The organism is Chryseobacterium sp. VAUSW3, from assembly GCF_002205795.1.
GTDB lineage: Bacteria > Bacteroidota > Bacteroidia > Flavobacteriales > Weeksellaceae > Kaistella > Kaistella yananensis.
On the sequence record NZ_NIUY01000001.1, the window covers coordinates 600,365 to 616,704 of the forward strand.

At 39.1% G+C, this 16,340-nt stretch carries 15 protein-coding genes and 1 tRNA gene; 2 read left to right on the forward strand and 14 right to left on the reverse strand.

Annotated elements, in window-relative coordinates; translation table 11 throughout:
- Positions 1 to 2 precede the first annotated feature (2 nt).
- Positions 3 to 908: a transcription antitermination factor NusB gene (nusB, locus tag CDW55_RS02645; protein ID WP_088468169.1), complete on the reverse strand. Its 906-nt coding sequence runs from the start codon at positions 906 to 908 to the stop codon at positions 3 to 5.
- A gap of 161 nt (positions 909 to 1,069) precedes the next feature.
- On the opposite strand from nusB, the gene CDW55_RS02650 reads away from it, so the two are divergent.
- Both CDW55_RS02650 and CDW55_RS02655 read left to right on the forward strand, forming a co-directional pair.
- Positions 1,070 to 2,731, forward strand: coding sequence for an ABC transporter ATP-binding protein (locus CDW55_RS02650; protein ID WP_088468682.1), 1,662 nt, complete (start codon positions 1,070 to 1,072; stop codon positions 2,729 to 2,731).
- Positions 2,732 to 2,844: 113 nt separating this feature from the next.
- Positions 2,845 to 3,180: a DUF3276 family protein gene (locus CDW55_RS02655; RefSeq protein WP_088468170.1), complete on the forward strand. Its 336-nt coding sequence runs from the start codon at positions 2,845 to 2,847 to the stop codon at positions 3,178 to 3,180.
- A 141-nt stretch (positions 3,181 to 3,321) separates the two neighbouring features.
- On the opposite strand, the gene CDW55_RS02660 is transcribed toward CDW55_RS02655, so the two are convergent.
- The 13 genes from CDW55_RS02660 to CDW55_RS02720 form a co-directional block, all read right to left on the reverse strand.
- Positions 3,322 to 3,397: transfer RNA gene (locus CDW55_RS02660), tRNA-His, on the reverse strand.
- A 34-nt stretch (positions 3,398 to 3,431) separates the two neighbouring features.
- Positions 3,432 to 4,151, reverse strand: a complete 720-nt coding sequence (gene bshB1, locus CDW55_RS02665; RefSeq protein WP_088468171.1) for a bacillithiol biosynthesis deacetylase BshB1 — start codon at positions 4,149 to 4,151, stop codon at positions 3,432 to 3,434.
- Positions 4,152 to 4,165: 14 nt separating this feature from the next.
- Positions 4,166 to 4,858 (reverse strand): hypothetical protein, encoded by a 693-nt coding sequence (locus CDW55_RS02670; RefSeq protein ID WP_088468172.1) that lies wholly within the window; start codon positions 4,856 to 4,858, stop codon positions 4,166 to 4,168.
- Positions 4,855 to 5,718: a dTDP-4-dehydrorhamnose reductase gene (gene rfbD, locus CDW55_RS02675; protein ID WP_088468173.1), complete on the reverse strand. Its 864-nt coding sequence runs from the start codon at positions 5,716 to 5,718 to the stop codon at positions 4,855 to 4,857. Before rfbD ends, CDW55_RS02670 begins: the two co-directional genes overlap by 4 nt.
- Entirely contained in the window at positions 5,715 to 6,203 is a 489-nt protein-coding gene (locus tag CDW55_RS02680; protein ID WP_088468174.1) for an acyl-CoA thioesterase, read from the reverse strand. The genes rfbD and CDW55_RS02680 overlap by 4 nt, the downstream gene beginning before the upstream one ends.
- 62 nt (positions 6,204 to 6,265) lie before the next feature.
- Complete coding sequence (locus tag CDW55_RS02685) at positions 6,266 to 6,760, reverse strand: OmpH family outer membrane protein (RefSeq protein WP_088468175.1); 495 nt, start codon at positions 6,758 to 6,760, stop codon at positions 6,266 to 6,268.
- A gap of 33 nt (positions 6,761 to 6,793) precedes the next feature.
- Entirely contained in the window at positions 6,794 to 7,435 is a 642-nt protein-coding gene (locus CDW55_RS02690) for an OmpH family outer membrane protein (RefSeq protein ID WP_088468684.1), read from the reverse strand.
- A gap of 11 nt (positions 7,436 to 7,446) precedes the next feature.
- The gene (gene bamA / locus CDW55_RS02695; protein WP_088468176.1) at positions 7,447 to 9,984 is read right to left on the reverse strand and encodes an outer membrane protein assembly factor BamA; all 2,538 of its coding nucleotides are present in this window, start codon (positions 9,982 to 9,984) and stop codon (positions 7,447 to 7,449) included.
- A 23-nt stretch (positions 9,985 to 10,007) separates the two neighbouring features.
- Positions 10,008 to 10,760 carry an isoprenyl transferase gene (locus CDW55_RS02700; RefSeq protein ID WP_088468177.1) on the reverse strand — a complete coding sequence of 251 codons (753 nt, stop codon included), beginning with the start codon at positions 10,758 to 10,760 and terminating at the stop codon, positions 10,008 to 10,010.
- 4 nt (positions 10,761 to 10,764) lie between these two features.
- On the reverse strand, positions 10,765 to 11,682 hold the full coding sequence (locus CDW55_RS02705) for a DUF6089 family protein (protein ID WP_228399594.1): 918 nt from the start codon (positions 11,680 to 11,682) through the stop codon (positions 10,765 to 10,767).
- A 156-nt stretch (positions 11,683 to 11,838) separates the two neighbouring features.
- A complete protein-coding gene (locus CDW55_RS02710; RefSeq protein WP_088468178.1) occupies positions 11,839 to 14,328 on the reverse strand; it encodes an exopolysaccharide transport family protein in 2,490 nt (829 codons plus the stop codon).
- Entirely contained in the window at positions 14,328 to 15,188 is an 861-nt protein-coding gene (locus CDW55_RS02715) for a polysaccharide biosynthesis/export family protein (RefSeq protein ID WP_088468179.1), read from the reverse strand. Before CDW55_RS02715 ends, CDW55_RS02710 begins: the two co-directional genes overlap by 1 nt.
- Before the next feature lie 33 nt (positions 15,189 to 15,221).
- Positions 15,222 to 16,337 carry a glycosyltransferase family 4 protein gene (locus tag CDW55_RS02720; protein WP_088468180.1) on the reverse strand — a complete coding sequence of 372 codons (1,116 nt, stop codon included), beginning with the start codon at positions 16,335 to 16,337 and terminating at the stop codon, positions 15,222 to 15,224.
- Between the last annotated feature and the right edge of the window lie 3 nt (positions 16,338 to 16,340).

Genomic DNA, 16,340 nt, shown 5'->3' on the forward strand with positions numbered 1-16,340 from the left:
TATTAATTTCTATTAAAATCTTTGGTGTATTTATCTAAAATTCCATTAATGAAAATGTTGGAACGGTCCGTGGAAAAAACTTTTGAAATCTCGATATATTCATTAATAATCACCCTGCCCGGCGTTAACGGGAAATAATCGAGTTCGCAGATTGCAGTTACCAGAATAATTTTATCGATAAGCGAGATTCTTTCGATATCCCAGTTTTCGAGTCGGCCTTCCAGTTTATTCTCTGTTTCTTCCCAATGATTAAGGGTTTGCTTTAAAAGTTTGCGGGCAAATTCGCGGTCATCTTCATCTTTAATCATTTTGATTAAGGTGTGGCTCGGCTCATTTTCCTTAAAAAACCCGATGGTTTTCTGAATCATTGAATTTGAAATGTGAAAATCATCAGCCCAACTCAGTTCCAATCCCTCTACATGGTCATGAAAATCTTCATTCTCTGCAATATATCTTAAAAATAACTTGCCGATGAATTTCTGGTCTTCTTCAAAAGAATATCCTTCTTCTTTCATAAAATCCTGGTAACGTTTTCCGGAAGTCATTCGCTGGAAGGTTTTTACCAAAAGTTCATCGTGCAGTTCCCATTTCAGTTCCTGATGTTTCGAAGTGAAAGAAAGCCTTTCGGTGTTTTCTTCCAACATATTTAGCACCCTATTGTTGATGAATTTCTGATTGGGATTAAGGTTGTCTTCAGTCTTTATATACTTGTTTTTACCAATCTCAATCTGCTTTTCGGCGAGTGCTTTCAAGGCTACCAAAAAATTGAGCTGATAAATATAAAGATGATAGATTTTTTCGATCTGCGAAAACATGTTTTTCTCTAAAACATCTGCCTTCACAGGGTTTTGGTAATAAGAATATACCGCTTCTACGACTTTTTCACGAATTTGTCTTCTTCCTAACATTTCAAAGAGCTTTTTATGCGTGCAAAGATAACATTTTTTTGCAAACTCCTGTTTCTGTTTGTGTTTTCGGTTTCAATAAAAAACCTTCAATCCGTTTTCAATTTCTTACTTTTGCATCAGGAAAATTTTCCGGCAGAACCCTCATTGCCAAAACCCAATCTATGAACGCACTGAAAACCCTGAATCCATATTTCTGGAAACACCGCATCCTGCTGTTTTGGGGATTCCTGTTTATTATCGCCAGTAATTTCTTCAGCATTTATAAAGTACAGTTTGTCGGGAAATCTGTAGACCAGATTGCGCAGACTACCAACCTTGGATTTAACCGCCAGGTTTTGATTTATGTTGGAATTATCGTGGTATCATCTATACTTACAGGATTCTTCACTTTTATGATGAGGCAAACCATTATTGTAGCTTCAAGAAAAATTGAATATGAACTTAAAAATAAAATTTACAACCATTACCAGGAACTTTCTTTAACGGATTTCAAAAAAACCACAACGGGCGACCTAATGAACAGGCTGAGTGAAGACGTTGTGGCGGTAAGAATGTATCTCGGACCCGGAGTGATGTACATCGTGAACCTCCTGATCCTCCTCATCATTACCAGCATCTACATGCTGAAAACAGATGTTTCCATGACGGTTTGGTCGCTGATTCCGCTACCGATTCTATCCTACGTAATTTATAAAGTAAGTTCCATCATCAACAAAAAATCGAAAATAATGCAGAAAAGCCAGTCTGCAATTTCAACTTTTGTTCAGGATAGTTTTTCCGGAATACGCGTAGTGAAATTCTTTGCGCGGGAAAAGTATATTGAAAAAAATTACGGCATAAAAGTTAAAGATTATCAGGACAAAGCTCTGGATCTGGCAAAAACGGAAGCTTATTTCTTTACGATTATTCTTTTCGTGATCGGTTTGCTGAATGTAGTCATTCTTTTGATTGGCGGACAAAAGTACATGAACAACGAGCTTTCTGTAGGTAAAATCGCAGATTTTTTTATGTATATCAATATTCTTATCTGGCCTTTTTCTATGGTAGGCTGGGTAACTTCTGTAAATCAGCGGGCAGATGCATCGATGGCGAGGATTAATGAGTTTCTCGACATGAAAAGCGACATCATCAATACCAACCATGATAATTATCCCATTAAAGGCGATATTGAATTCAGAAATGTTTCTTACGTTTATCCGAATACGGGAATTAAAGCTTTAGACAATCTAAGTTTTACCATCGAAGCCGGAAAATCACTTGCCATTATGGGAAAAACCGGCAGCGGTAAATCTACCGTCGCCCTTTTGCTTTGCCGATTGATAGATCCTACAGAAGGTGAAATATTAATTGACGGAAAAAACCTGAAAGAGCACAATCTCGAAAATTACCGCAGATATATCGGCTATATTCCTCAGGAAAGCTTCCTGTTTTCGGATACTATCGAACACAATATTGGTTTCGCAATCGATAATCCTACTTTAAAAAAGGTTGAAGAATATGCGAAAAAGGCTGATGTTCACAAAAATATTGTAGAATTTAAAGACCAGTACAAAACCATGGTAGGCGAGCGCGGCGTGATGCTTTCTGGCGGTCAAAAACAGCGGATCTGTATTGCAAGGGCTTTAATTAAAGAACCTAAAATCCTGATTTTCGATGATTCACTATCGGCGTTGGATACCGAAACCGAAGAAAATATCCTTCAGAATATTGAAAACGAAATCCAAAAAAGCAGTTCGATCATTATTACCCACCGCGAAAGCAGTGCAAAACGCGCAGATAAAATCCTGAATCTCACCAAAGTAGAAAACTCCGCTTCGGCATAAAATGCGGATTTGTCACCAATAAGTCATTTTCGTTAACAAAAAACAAATAATTATTTTGCAATTAAAAGAAATCTTTTATATTTGTTACACAAGATTTCAAAAAATAGCTACAAATGAGTGATTACAAGGAACGCCACGAAAATGAAATTTTCACAAAGGTGTTGAAAGCTGGCAGAAGAACATATTTCTTTGATGTGCGCGAGACTAAAGCGGGAGATTATTATCTTACGATTACCGAAAGCAAGAAAAATTTTGGTGAAAACGGAGAAGCTACCTTCGAAAAACATAAAATCTATCTTTACAAAGAAGATTTCAAGAGTTTTGAAGACATGTTTAAGGAATCTACAGATTTTATCATCAGCCAAAAAGGTGAAGACGTAATTTCGGAAAGACATGACAAGGATTTTAAAAGTAGGTCATTTACAATAGAATCGGACGACGAGGTTTAATAAATACAGGTATTCAATTATGGATGCCTTTTTTTATTTATTTTGTTTGGCATTAGTTTTACCGCTGAAATTCTGGTAATCACCAAATCCTTTTGGATAGGAAATAAAAAAAACGCACTGAAAATCAATGCGTTTTAAAGTGGGTGAATGATGGGTCTCGAACCCACGACCTCCGGAACCACAATCCGGCGCTCTAACCAACTGAGCTACAATCACCGTTTGAGGTTGCAAATATAAAGCTTTTCGAGAAATTACAAAATTATTCCGTCAAAATTTTTGAAAGCAAGTAACTTTTCTGTCGTAAAACCTTCCGCGAACTCAACGCCAGAGAGTCTTCCCAGGTCCTGTGCTCTGTAGGTGAGGCTTTCCAGAAAGTCTTTTGTAGCTATCGGCGTCATCGGTTCACTAGAATTTGGATCATAAAACTGGGTTTTATAAGCCAGACACGCTTCGATTTTCTTTTCCATAAAATTTGAAATATCAATTACAAAATCCGGCGTAATATGTTTCCACTGAATATAATGGAATACCTGTTTCGGGCGCCATTGCTTTTGAGTCTCTCCATCAAGTTCAGTTTCGATCTTCACTAAACCAGAAAGAAAACACGCATCAGAAACCAGTTTCGCAGCTTTTGCATGGTCCGGATGCCGATCGTCTACCGCATTGGCAAGCACGATTTCGGGTTGGTATTTACGGATCATTTTCACGATCTGTACTTGATATTCTTCTGAATTGAGGATAAAACCATCCTTCATTTTTAGATTTTCACGGGCAGAAATACCCAAAATTTCCGAGGCCGAAGCGGCTTCCTGTGCTCTTGTTACATTCGTGCCGCGGGTCCCCAGTTCGCCTTGGGTTAAATCAACAATAGCTACCTTTTTTCCTTCCGAAATCAGTTTTGCCAAAGTTCCGCCACAACCCAGTTCTACATCGTCTGGATGGGCGCCTATTGCAAGAATATCTACTTTCATTTTGATTATTTTTTTTAATATTTCAGAACTGCCTCCTGATATTGATAAATCGTTGTAAGAAACTGCGCGTAAGACTGCTCGAGTCTCGTAATATCACCCGACTTCAAATTAATGCCCGCAGTTCCATAAGGATTTGAATTTACTGAAAAAACAGAAAACTGAAAAAACTGCACCGGCTGATTTTCCTGTGCGCCAAGCTTAACCGAAGAGCCTAAAAGCTTTCTGGTAGAAACGGTGTAAATTTCACCAGGAGTGAGCTGAATCTTTGTGTAAGTTCTCGGCTCAAAACTGAGCTTATCGTTATTTATGGCGATGGTCTGCTTTTTATACGGCGACGCGATGAGATAAATGATATTGTCTTCTCTTGGAAACTGTTCGGGCGACACATAATAAAGATTAAGCCTGTAATGGGCCGAGTCAAATTTCTGTATTCCCCCTTCGACAGACTCGAAAGGTAGATAAGAAAATGCGTTGGCACCAATTTCCTTGGCTTTTTTATAAACCATCCCGAATACTTTCACATCATCATCAGAAAAGCCCTGTACTTCGATTTCCCCAAGATATTCGGCGTTCAACGTTTCGGGGTTTACTTTATAGAGAAATTTATCCGCGTTGGAATGCGTCTTCTCCACTTTGTTGAGGATTACATTTTGAGCCATGAAAAAATGACCCACCAAAATCATATATAAAACGAATGTTTTTCTCATTTCTGTAAAGTTTCAATACAATCTTGCAGGGAATTCTCCCAATGGTTCAACTGAATGTTATAGATGTTTTCAATTTTATCCAAAGACATTGTGCTTCGTTTCGGGCGTTTCGCCGGTGTGGGAAAATCTTCTGTTGTAATGGCATTAAGTTTAATGTTGGAACCTGAAAATTCTGCAATCTTCTGGGCGAATTCAAACCACGTTGTTTCAGGATAATTCGAAAAATGGAAAATCCCGTAGGTTTTCGGTTCGGCTTCGATGATTTTCATGATGGCTTCTGCCAAATCATTAGCATTGGTTGGCTGGCCAAACTGGTCGGCAACGATTCCTAATTCGTCTTTCTGAGAAAAAAGATTCAACATCGTTTTCACAAAATTTTTGTTGAATTCTGAATACAGCCACGAGGTGCGGATTACAATTGTTTTAGGGTTAAGGTCCGTCGCCAGTTCTTCTCCTTTCAGTTTTGATGCACCGTAAACTCCCTGTGGATTGGTAAAACTGTCTTCAGAATAAGAGATATTGGTTTCGCCATCGAAAACATAATCCGTAGAAACATGAATCAAGACACAATTACATTCTTCACAGGCCTCTGCAAGATTTGCTACGCCTTCAGCATTTACAGCAAAGGCTTTTTCCGGTTCATTCTCTGCCAAATCTACTGCGGTATATGCCGATGCATTAATGCAGAAATGAGGTTTAAAATCGTAAAAAACATCAGAAACACTGTCCCGGTCGGTAATATTGAGGGTTTGAGAATCTGTAAAGTTAAATTCGTATTGGTTTTCGAAATCGGGAGCAATTTTCCGGATACAGTTTCCCAATTGTCCGTTTCCTCCAACGATCAGTATTCTTTTTGTCATTTTGCTGCGGATTTATTGAGTTTTCTAAAATAGGACACTCTGCTCTGGAAATCTTTCTCTTCTAAATTTACCAAAAATTTACGGAAGAGGTCCTTTGTTTCTTCCGGCTGCGATTCGGAGCGGCGGGTTTTCATATTGAAATAAATTACCGTAAGCCACAACACGCTGTGAATGGTGTTCCCGTCTTCGCTTTTCATCAGGATTTCAACTTTCGAAAGGCGGTCTCCCAGTTCGATTGTTTTACTGGAAATCTGCACTTTGGCGTTGTAACGAACTTCTTTAAGGTAGGCAATCTCGTTCTGCACCGTAATCCATGTGCAGCCTGTTTGCCGGGTATAGCCTTCGTAGGTAAATCCGTAACCGCTTTCAACATGATCTTCTCTGGCGTTGAGCATGTATTCGAGGTATTTTACATTATTGAGGTGACCAATCGGATCGCAGTCACTGAAGCGGACTTTCTCTACCGATGAAATTTCTTTTTCCATTTTACAAAATTAAAAAAACCATCCTGAATTCTCGGGATGGTTTAGGTTTTAGAAAGGTTTTATTAAAGACCTAATTCTTTTTTCACTAACGGAGTTGCATCCGGACCACCTTTGTAGATTAAAGCTGTAGAATCGATGATGAAATCGAAACCGTTCGCTTTTGCTACCTTAGCTACTGCATTGTTCAGTTTGTCGATGATTGGTTTTACCGCAGCATCTCTTCTCTGAGCTAAATCGTTTTGTGCAGTTTGTTGAAGCTGCTGAAGGTTTTGTTGTTTTTTCTGTAATTCTCCTTCTTTAGCAGTTCTCTGAGCTTCGGTCAATTTTGCACCATCAGCTTGGTATTGTTGTACTTCTTTTTGAAAAGCTTCTGCCTGTTTCTGCAGTTCATCACCTTTAGTTTTGCTGAAAGTATCTAAATCTGTGGTCATTTTCTTAGTTTCTGGCATTGCTGCTAATACAGCTTCGTAATCCATAGATGCAACTTTCTGAGCGTTAACTGCTCCTGCTGTTACCAACATCATTACTGCTGCAAATAATACACTTAATTTTTTCATAATTGGGGTTGAATAATTTATTGTTGTTTAAATTTATTTTTTTCTTCGCGACTGCGTGTTTGAATTGGAATCGGTTTTATCCTGCATCAGTCTTAATTTTTCCTGTTTGGCATCTTCTTCAGAGATTCCTCTCCTATTTGGGGTTGAAGTATTTTTATTTCCTGAATTTTTCAGTAACAAATCTAATACTTTATCTGTATAATCGTACCGCTTTTCGAGGAAAATTACACTGATGTTATTGCTTTTATCAAGAACTATGCCCAAACTGTTTTTCTCTGATACAGTACGGATTGCGTTCCATATCTGATCCTGAAAAGGTTTTGTGAGATTTGATCTTGCATTGTTAATTTCGCCCAGCGTACCGAAACGGTTATTGATCATGCTTTTAATCTTCTTATCAAGATCATCAACTTCTTTTTGGCGCTGTTTCAGCTGCTCACCTACCAAAAGTACCCGTTCGTTCTCCAGCAGTAATTTCTTTTTATCAAAATCAGACTGAAGGTTCTGTATTTCAGTCTGCCAGCTTGCGATCTGCTCATTCAGCCTGTCCTGTGCTTCTTTGTACTGAGGCATTTTGCTGAGGATATAGTCGGTATCAACAACTCCAATTTTCTGGGCATTTAAAGCACCTGAAAAAATGAAGAGCAGAAACGAAATTAATTTGATGTGTTTCATTTTAATTGTCTTTATAATGATTGGTTCATCAGGAAGTGTGTTTTCCATCCTGCTGGTTCTGTACCTATTAGGGTCTTATCGAAGCCATAAGCAAAATCAAATCCGATAAGTCCAAATGCTCCCATATATACTCTTACTCCAACTCCGGCAGAACGTTTCAGCTGGAAAGGGTTATAAGTTCCGAACGAGTTCCAGGCATTACCACCTTCAAGGAAACTCAGCGCATAAATTTTTGCGGTTTGATTCATTGAAATCGGATATCTGAGTTCGAGCGCAAATCTGTTGTAAACTGTTGCTCCTCCGTAAGGGGTTACATCTTCTAATGTTCCGCCTGTAGAAGAGGCATTTTCATAACCACGTAAGGGCACAAGTTCGCGGCCATCATACCTTCCTCCGAACAAACCAGTTCCCCCAACATAGAATCTTTCGAATGGCGGCGCACCCAGTTCTTTGTTATAACCATTCAGGAAGCCCATTTCTGCAGTGCTTCTAAGAACGAGTTTTCCGACTACGGTATTATAAACATCGGCTTTCATTTTTACTTTATAGAATTCGAGCCATTTGTATTTTTCTACATTACTCATGGTCGCATAATTCTTATCGCTGAAGAGCGAGTAAGGCGGCGTAAACTTAACCGATGCCTCCAGGTTGGAGCCCTGAGTTGGGAAAATCGGATCTAATCCTGCAGACATTCTGCTTAAGCCAACATTAAAACTGAAGTTTTTGGCAGAACCATTATACTCAGTTTCGTTACCAAACTGGAACGGATAATTGCTGAAATCGTAGCTCTGGTATTGGATTCCGGTATAAAGTGAGAAATAATCATCCGGCCATCTCAGGAGTCTGTTTAATCCAGCACTTGCAGAGAAAATATTGAGTTTCTGGGTTTCTCCAAACTGATCAGAATATCTTACCAAAGACTGGTTTACACTTACAGAAAGTGCCGTAGGTCTGGTTCCGAACAGCCATGGCTCTGTGAAAGAAATTCCGTAATTCTGGAAGTACTGCCCGGCCTGTGCCTGGATCGAAAGCGTTTGCCCGTCACCCTGTGGAACCGGTTTGAAATCTTTAAATTTCAGGAAATTTCTCAAAGAGAAGTTATTGAACGTAAGTCCTAAAGTCCCGATGAACGAGCCACCACCGTAACCGGCCTGCAGCTGAACCTGAGACGAACCTTTTTCAACAAGCGTCCAGTGAATATCTACGGTATTATCCTGTTGATTCGGAACAATGTTTTGCCCAACCTGCTGAGGATCGAAAAACTGCATCCCCGCTAAATCGAAATAAGTTCTTTTAATATCGCTTTTTGCAAATAAACTTCCCGGTTTTGTTCTTAGTGAACGCAGAATTACGTGGTCATGAGTCGTGGTATTGCCACTCCAGGTTACGCGGTTCCAGGTTGCTTTTTCACCTTCGTTGATCCGGATTTCCAGATTAATGGAGTCGCCTGCCACCGATTTCTCGATGGGCGTAACGTTAGAGAAAAGGTAACCGTTGTTCATATAAATCGACTTGATGTCGGAATCATCTTCTTTTCCGCCATCTTCGCCCACTTTTTTGTTGAAACCCACAGCGTCGTAGATGTCGCCGGTTTTATATCCCAGAACCTTCTGTAGATAATCGGTTGAAAATGCGGTATTCCCAAGGAAATTGATATCGCCGATGTAATATTTTTTCCCTTCGTTCAGTTTTACGTTGATTTCGAAATCGTTTTTAGGATTTCTCCATACTGAATCTGAGACAATTTTTGCATCGCGGAAACCAAGGGAACGGTAATAATTAATAAGGTTTTCTTTATCAGCTTCGTATTTTTCTTCGATGAATTTTGAAGGTTTTAAAATCCCCTGAATACCGAATCTTTTCTGCTTGGTGTCTTTGAAACCTTTTTTACGCAGCTTATTGTCGGATACATTTTCGTTTCCTTCAAATTCGATGTGGCTTATTTTCACTTTTTTACCGCGTTCAACATTAATCGTCCAGTCCACCAATTCGGGATCCTGTGCGTTTACCTTGTCTTCGATGGTTACTCGGGCGTCTGCATAGCCTTTTTTAATATATTCCTGAGGAATATTTGTTTTAAGGGTCGAAACTAAATTCTGGGTGATTTTGGTTCCGGGTTTCAGGTTATTGTCTTTTGCGAGTTTTTCACTTTTCGATTTACCGATTCCTTTTCCTGTAAATTTCACTTCTCCCAAATCCTTAAGATCCTGAAGGTTGAAACGGAGGACAATCTGATCACCGTCAATACTTTGAATATAGACCTCAACTTCTGAGAAAGATTGGGTTTCCCAAAGTTTTTTGATGGCATTACTGATTTTCTGCCCAGGAATTTCCACGCTTTCATTCTTATTAAGACCGGTAAATCTTAAAATCTGTGCGGGGGTATATTTTTTTACGCCATCTACCACAATGTCTTTTAGGATGTAGGTTCCTGTTTCGTTCTGTGCATACACCGGGTTATTGTCCTGCGGCGTCTGCTCGGGAGTTATCTGACCATAGAAATGTGCCGAAGCCACAAACATGATGATGGGTAAGAATTTAAACTTCATTTTTTATCTTGCTAACTTTTCTTTTATATATTTTCGTTGAGCTGTTCGCTTGTTTTTCCGAATCTTCTCTCTTTGTTCTGGTAATTGTAAATGCATTTAAAGAAATCTTCTTTCCCGAAATCCGGCCACAGAATATCCAGAAACTGCAGTTCGGCATAGGCAATCTGCCAAAGCAAAAAATTACTTATCCGTACCTCGCCACTAGTTCTGATTAATAAATCAACAGGGGGGAAATCTTTGGTATATAAATGATCTTCAAATACTTTTTCGTTGATTTCTTCTTCTGTAAGTTCACCACTTTTTACCTTGCTGCTGATTTTTTTAACAGCACTTAAAATCTCATGCTGCGAACCGTAACTTAAAGCCAGAATTAAATTTCCTTTTGTATTGTTTTTTGTAATATCAACCAAATGCTGCATGTGTTCGCGTACCTCTGCGGGCAGTTTTTCAGTATCGCCAATAATATGCATCCGTAGTCCTTTACTGAAAATTTCTTCGGCTTCTAAAATAATTGTTTCAGAAATCAAACTCATCAGGGTATCGACCTCATCCTCCGGACGGTTCCAGTTTTCTGATGAAAAAGTATAAAGGGTAAGGTAAGGAATATGAATTTCGTTGCAGGCGTTTACTGCTTCCCGCACGGCTTTAATGGCATGTTTATGACCAAAAGTTCTCTTTTCTCCACGGGATTTTGCCCATCTCCCATTGCCATCCATAATAATGGCGACATGCTGGGGAAGCTGATCCTGATTTATTTTATCTTTAAACGACTGCATTATTTTACTCTCCACAATAACAAGGGGGTCTGCCAAACGAATAGGTAAGTCCTACAGATATGGTATTTACCCAGTCTTTTGAATTGATATTTCCAATTTCACGGTTCTTCAGAAATTCTGCCGCTCTTTCTTCGGCTATCTGAAGATAAGGACTTTCTTGCAACAGGGATTTTGTAGATCCTGGCGCCAGAATATCTTTATTATAGGTAACCCTGAGGTCTTTATCATCAACCACACTATAATCGATTGAATCTGAGAACGTTGGCCTGAACATGAACTCTCCGAAAAGCGCCCAGTTATAATTAAACTTATATTTCAGTCCTACGCCGAACGGGATTGCCATGGTGAGGCTATTACCGGATTGATAGGTAGGATTAGTTTCGAAATCTGTACTGCTGGTAGGTGCTATTGCATTTCCGCCTGCATCACGTCTGAAATCATTTACAAGAGAAACCCTGGTAGAATTCGCTAACATCCCCCCGATTCCGCCGAAGATGTAAGGACTCGCAAGGCTTTTCTGCTCGTCGTTTACCGGGAAAAAATTATATTCAAAGATTAAATCAGCTTCCATAATGGAGTTGGTGCCCCACAGATTTCTGTTTCTTCGATACTGCTCTTTTGCCACGGCATCTATAAATTGAATATGGCTGTACCCAATGTTTAATCTTACCGTTTGGTAAGGGTTAAAATTCATGCGGTACAATATTCCGCCATAGAAAGGAATCCCATAATCACCAATATCGCTAAGTACAGGTTTCTGCAGTATATAATTGGTTTTACCAATATCTCCAACCAAGTTACTCATACCTAACTGCACCCCTATTTCGTGTCGTTGCCCTTTATAGAACCCCGACATTAATATAATCGCAAAAAAGGAATAAATCAGTTTGTTGTGCATGAATAGCCGGTCATCAATTTTCATAAATAATTTTGCAAATATAAAACAATTTTACATTAAGGAAATTCTTAATTTTTAGTTAAATAACCTCAAAAAAGCATAATTTATAGGAGTAAAACGACAATTAAAAGGTTTTATGATTTCTTTACCTTAATTCTCACTACTGCAGAGATTGAGGGGCTAACTTCTACCGAACAGTTTTCTCATTTGATTTCTTACTTTAATGAGCGTAGGTTCCTGATAGTTTTTGTCTTCATCGAAGTAACCATAACCATAACCGTAGCCATATCCGTAACCATATCCATAACCCTGCTGGTGCTGGTAATCATTATAAACCAATCCTAAATTCTGCACTTCCTGATTCTGGTATTTCTCGGTGATCATCTTAAGCATATACTTTTCGGTATACTCGTGCCGCACAACATAAATGCTGGCGTCAGCGTATTTCATCAGTTCAAAAGGGTCTGCAACCAAGCCAACTGGCGGCGAATCGATGACGATATAATCATAAATTTCTTTCAGATCCTGAATGAATTCTACATTCCGTTCACTCATCAGTAACTCCGACGGATTCGGCGGAATAGGTCCTGAAGTTGCCACATGAAGGTTGGGTATTTTTGTTTGGTTGATGATTTTATCCATTTCTACCTCACCGGTAAGATAGTTTGAGATGCCGTATTTGTTATCGATTTTAAAATCACCGAAAATCTTTGGCTTTCTTAAATCCATCCCCAATAGAATGGTTTTCTTCCCGCTTAAACCTAAAACAGAGGCAATGTTGATTGAAATATAGGTTTTGCCCTCGCCACCTACCGAAGAAGTAAGCAAAATAACCTTTGATTTATTGTCTTCCTTGTGCAAAAACCTAAGGTTCGCCCTTATTCCCCGGAAAGCTTCAGATATTGATGAACGCGGCTGCTCCAGCACCGTAAGATTATTATCGTGGGTATTTTTACCGATAACTCCCAGAAGCGGAATTCGGGTTGCCTGGAGCAATTCCTTAATGTTTCTTACTCTGTTATCCAGCGCTTCAGAAATGCCAATAATCAGTAAAGGCAACAGAAGCAGGCCTCCAATGATGGAATATTTTGTTCTTTGCACGTCGGGAGCAATGGGACCCTGCCCAAGATTTTTTGCAGGATCGATTACGGTGATGTCCGATTTATTGGTAGCAACCCTAATCTGTGTTTCGTTCTGTTTAGCAAGCAAAGTGTTATAGGTGGCTTCGATCATGTTATAACCGCGCTCTGCATCAAGATATTTTCTTTCTTTTTCGGGATAAGCTACTAAGTCCACACTTTCGTCCGCTATTTGGCGGTCGATTTTAGCAATCTCGTTAAGATAAGTATTGTAATAATTTCTAATCGAACCGGTTGAATTTCCTCTTGCCTCATTAATCAATCTGTTGATTTCCCGCATAGGCTCAGAATTCGGTGTATAAATGAGCGCAAGTTCGCGTCTTTTCAAATATAAAGCCTTTAATTCTGAAACCGTTGCGCTAAAAACTCCATCTTCAATTCCGGCGGCATTCATGTTGATCATACGGTCCAGATTCTGCGATGCAAGCGTATTCCGAATATTATTTAAGGAATTAATTCGTGTGAGCAATTCGGCTTTTTTACTTTCTAGATCTTTAATCCGTTCAAGTGCTTTCTCATCGCGGTCTTTGATATCATATAAACCTTCGCTTACCTTCATATGATTCAGCACCTGCGCACTGGAATCTAACTTTTTACGTATTTTCGAGAGATTATCAAAAAGGTAACTTTCGGTATTTTTATCTACCGTATTTCTGTCAATCAGTCTTTTTCTCTGAAGTTCATCCACCGACGTATTCAGGAAATTTACGGTTCCGTTCAGATTGTATCCGCTTTTGGAAATAATCATAATGGTATTGATCTCCTTATCGAAATCAACTCCAATGGTCGAAACCAAATCATTAACGGTCTGGTTGACTGTTGAAAGTGTAAGCAGAATATTTTCAAGCTTAATAGGTGTTGGCTGCGGATTTTTAACAAGTTTGAATTTCAGATTGGGTGAAACATACCATTCATTTACAGCAATTATTTTGTTTGCCGGCCTTGGGTATGGTGATACGGTGTTGAAACTTTCCGTAACATACGAATAAAGCGAAGTGGATTCGCCTTCTTCGGGTAAAATTACCTCATATCGGTCGCCACCTTTCGGTATCAGCGTTATGGTATAATTCACCTGCTGGTTATGGTTTTTATCAACTTCCAGAAAAACCGGCGAATCATATTTATCAAGATAAGTCTGCTTTATTAATCCTTTGGTGGAATAATTAATGAAAAGATCGAGTTGCTTTACCAGATATTCGTTGTGGGAACGGGAAAGAAGCATCTTTTTAAGATAAATCCCATCCTGGTTTCCGTTTTGTCCCCAAATAAAGTTAATCGACTGATTAGGAGTAAAATAACTGGCGGTATTATTTGAAATACTGAGTGACAGATTTGAAGCATAAATGCGCTGTGCGTAATATTTGCTGTACACCCAAGAAATGGCGTAACCCAAGGCTGCCATCAGTGCAAACCAATACCAGTTTCTTATTAATCTTCGGATAAAATGCTCTACATCGAAAAAGGCGAAAGAGCCAACTTTTTCGGTTTGTGAAGATGTAGATTTACCTGTGTTTTCTTTGCCGGGAATCATTAGAGTCGTGTTAAGATTAAGTAAATCGACAATGCTGTAGTTAGCACCGAAACTCCGGTAGTTAGCGTCTGAATAGGATCTTTACCTAAACCGTTAAGATTTTTGGATCGGGTGGTGAGGAAGATTTCGTCGCCGTTTTGTACCCAGTAATATGGAGAATTCATTACATCTTCTCGGGTAAGATCTATTCTTGCGATTTTGATTCCTTCGGGTAGCTTTCTGTGGATCTTAATATTGGTGCGGTCTACAGTTCTGTTGAGCCCACCATTGATTGAAAGTGCTTCGGTTATGGTTAAGGTATTTTTATGTACTTTTTTTTCACCGCTGATTTCGATAGTTTCTACATCGCCTAAAATATAGTAGGTGATCCCATCGGTATTTAGTCGGACTTCTGATTTGCCGTCAACAAAATTTTCGTTTACGCGGTTCTGTATTTCCTGGGTGATGTCTTCTATCGTTCGGCCTTCCGCTTTTACAAAACCAATTCCCATAATATTGATGTCTCCTTTAGAATCTACTTTTAAACCGTTAAAGTAAAAATTTGAGTTTCCGCCCTGGCCTATACCTGCTCCCATGCCAATGGGTGAAGATCCTGAAACTGCATTTGTAGCCGCTGGTGGAGGGGCATTTAATGTTGAATAAAACTGTGCAGCATCACCTTTTGGGGTGGTAACAATGTTAAGGTTCAGCATATCATTTTTGGTGACGCGGTAGACCGGAATATTATAGGGAACCAAACCTTCTTCGTTGATGACCAGGCTTTCGTTTGGCTGCATATAGCGCACATCTTTGGTCGAGATGCAGGATGAGAGCAAAAAGGTAAAAAGTAGAAAAAGACCGGCTTTATGGGGTTTCATCATTTTCAAATGTAGTTTTTACAAAAATAACAATATTTATACAGGTTTTCTTAATAATAAGATAAGTTTCGGAAGATATGCGCCTATAAAGCCTAAGATTACAATAATAAGCAGCAATACATTCACATTAATATGGCGGTAGAAATAGGCCACGCTCACAATAAAAAGATAATACATCAGGATATAAGCGGTAGATCTTCTGTGAGTTAATCCCAATTTCAGCAACGAATGGTGTATATGGTTTTTATCTGCTACCAATGGCGATTTCCCATTGCATATTCTTATCATAAAAACATTTAAGGTATCAATAATTGGGAGAATAAGGATCGCCATAGCGATGGCCGGGGCCGACTGAAGATAATATCTTGGAATTTCCGGAAGCTTTTTGTCAATAAAAATATCAATAAAACAAATGGCGGTAAATGCCAGGAGAAAACCCAAAATCATTGAGCCGGTATCTCCCATGAAAATCTTATTGTTTCTGTAATTTGAAAGATTGAAGTATAAAAACCCGATTACAGAACCGATAATAACCCCCGAAAGCACAACCAAAGGATAATTGTATTCGCCAAGCCGGTAATAACTGATACCGAACATTGCGCTGCAAAGAATTGAATAACCACCAGCCAGCCCATCTATTCCATCTATTAAATTGAAGGCATTTATCAGGACAATAAAAGTGAAAATACTCATTGCGACGCTGAAAAAATAATTCAGTTCATAGATTCCGAAAAGTCCGAAAAAGCTTCTGATCCGAACATCAGAACCTATCACCATTAGCGAGGTCACAACAATCTGCGCGAAGAGTTTTTTGTAAGCCCGCATCACCACAATATCGTCCATCACTCCGATATAGAGCAAGATAACCAACGAAGCAAACAGGAATTTGTACAATTCGAACAACTCAAAAGCGAAAATCGATGCACACACCGCAAGCGAGTAAAACATTGAGATCCCGCCAAGATTTGGGATTTTTCTCAGATGCGAACTTCGTGCACCCGGCTCATCCATTAAATTTTTCCGTCTCGAAATCTTTACCACCGTGGGAATGGTATAAAAAGTAAGGAGAAATGAACAAAGCATTCCCAATCCTAATTTTACATAGAATTGCGGTATTCCGAACTGAGCGAGTAAATCTTTAATTATATCCATGCG

What these genes read in the sequence shown, in the direction of transcription:
- nusB (WP_088468169.1), bottom strand. Translation starts at nt 908, where the DNA reads ATGTTAGGAAGAAGACAAATTCGTGAAAAAGTCGTAGAAGCGGTATAT.
- CDW55_RS02650 (WP_088468682.1), top strand. Translation starts at nt 1,070, where the DNA reads ATGAACGCACTGAAAACCCTGAATCCATATTTCTGGAAACACCGCATC.
- CDW55_RS02655 (WP_088468170.1), top strand. Translation starts at nt 2,845, where the DNA reads ATGAGTGATTACAAGGAACGCCACGAAAATGAAATTTTCACAAAGGTG.
- bshB1 (WP_088468171.1), bottom strand. Translation starts at nt 4,151, where the DNA reads ATGAAAGTAGATATTCTTGCAATAGGCGCCCATCCAGACGATGTAGAA.
- CDW55_RS02670 (WP_088468172.1), bottom strand. Translation starts at nt 4,858, where the DNA reads ATGAGAAAAACATTCGTTTTATATATGATTTTGGTGGGTCATTTTTTC.
- rfbD (WP_088468173.1), bottom strand. Translation starts at nt 5,718, where the DNA reads ATGACAAAAAGAATACTGATCGTTGGAGGAAACGGACAATTGGGAAAC.
- CDW55_RS02680 (WP_088468174.1), bottom strand. Translation starts at nt 6,203, where the DNA reads ATGGAAAAAGAAATTTCATCGGTAGAGAAAGTCCGCTTCAGTGACTGC.
- CDW55_RS02685 (WP_088468175.1), bottom strand. Translation starts at nt 6,760, where the DNA reads ATGAAAAAATTAAGTGTATTATTTGCAGCAGTAATGATGTTGGTAACA.
- CDW55_RS02690 (WP_088468684.1), bottom strand. Translation starts at nt 7,435, where the DNA reads ATGAAACACATCAAATTAATTTCGTTTCTGCTCTTCATTTTTTCAGGT.
- bamA (WP_088468176.1), bottom strand. Translation starts at nt 9,984, where the DNA reads ATGAAGTTTAAATTCTTACCCATCATCATGTTTGTGGCTTCGGCACAT.
- CDW55_RS02700 (WP_088468177.1), bottom strand. Translation starts at nt 10,760, where the DNA reads ATGCAGTCGTTTAAAGATAAAATAAATCAGGATCAGCTTCCCCAGCAT.
- CDW55_RS02705 (WP_228399594.1), bottom strand. Translation starts at nt 11,682, where the DNA reads ATGAAAATTGATGACCGGCTATTCATGCACAACAAACTGATTTATTCC.
- CDW55_RS02710 (WP_088468178.1), bottom strand. Translation starts at nt 14,328, where the DNA reads ATGATTCCCGGCAAAGAAAACACAGGTAAATCTACATCTTCACAAACC.
- CDW55_RS02715 (WP_088468179.1), bottom strand. Translation starts at nt 15,188, where the DNA reads ATGATGAAACCCCATAAAGCCGGTCTTTTTCTACTTTTTACCTTTTTG.
- CDW55_RS02720 (WP_088468180.1), bottom strand. Translation starts at nt 16,337, where the DNA reads ATGGATATAATTAAAGATTTACTCGCTCAGTTCGGAATACCGCAATTC.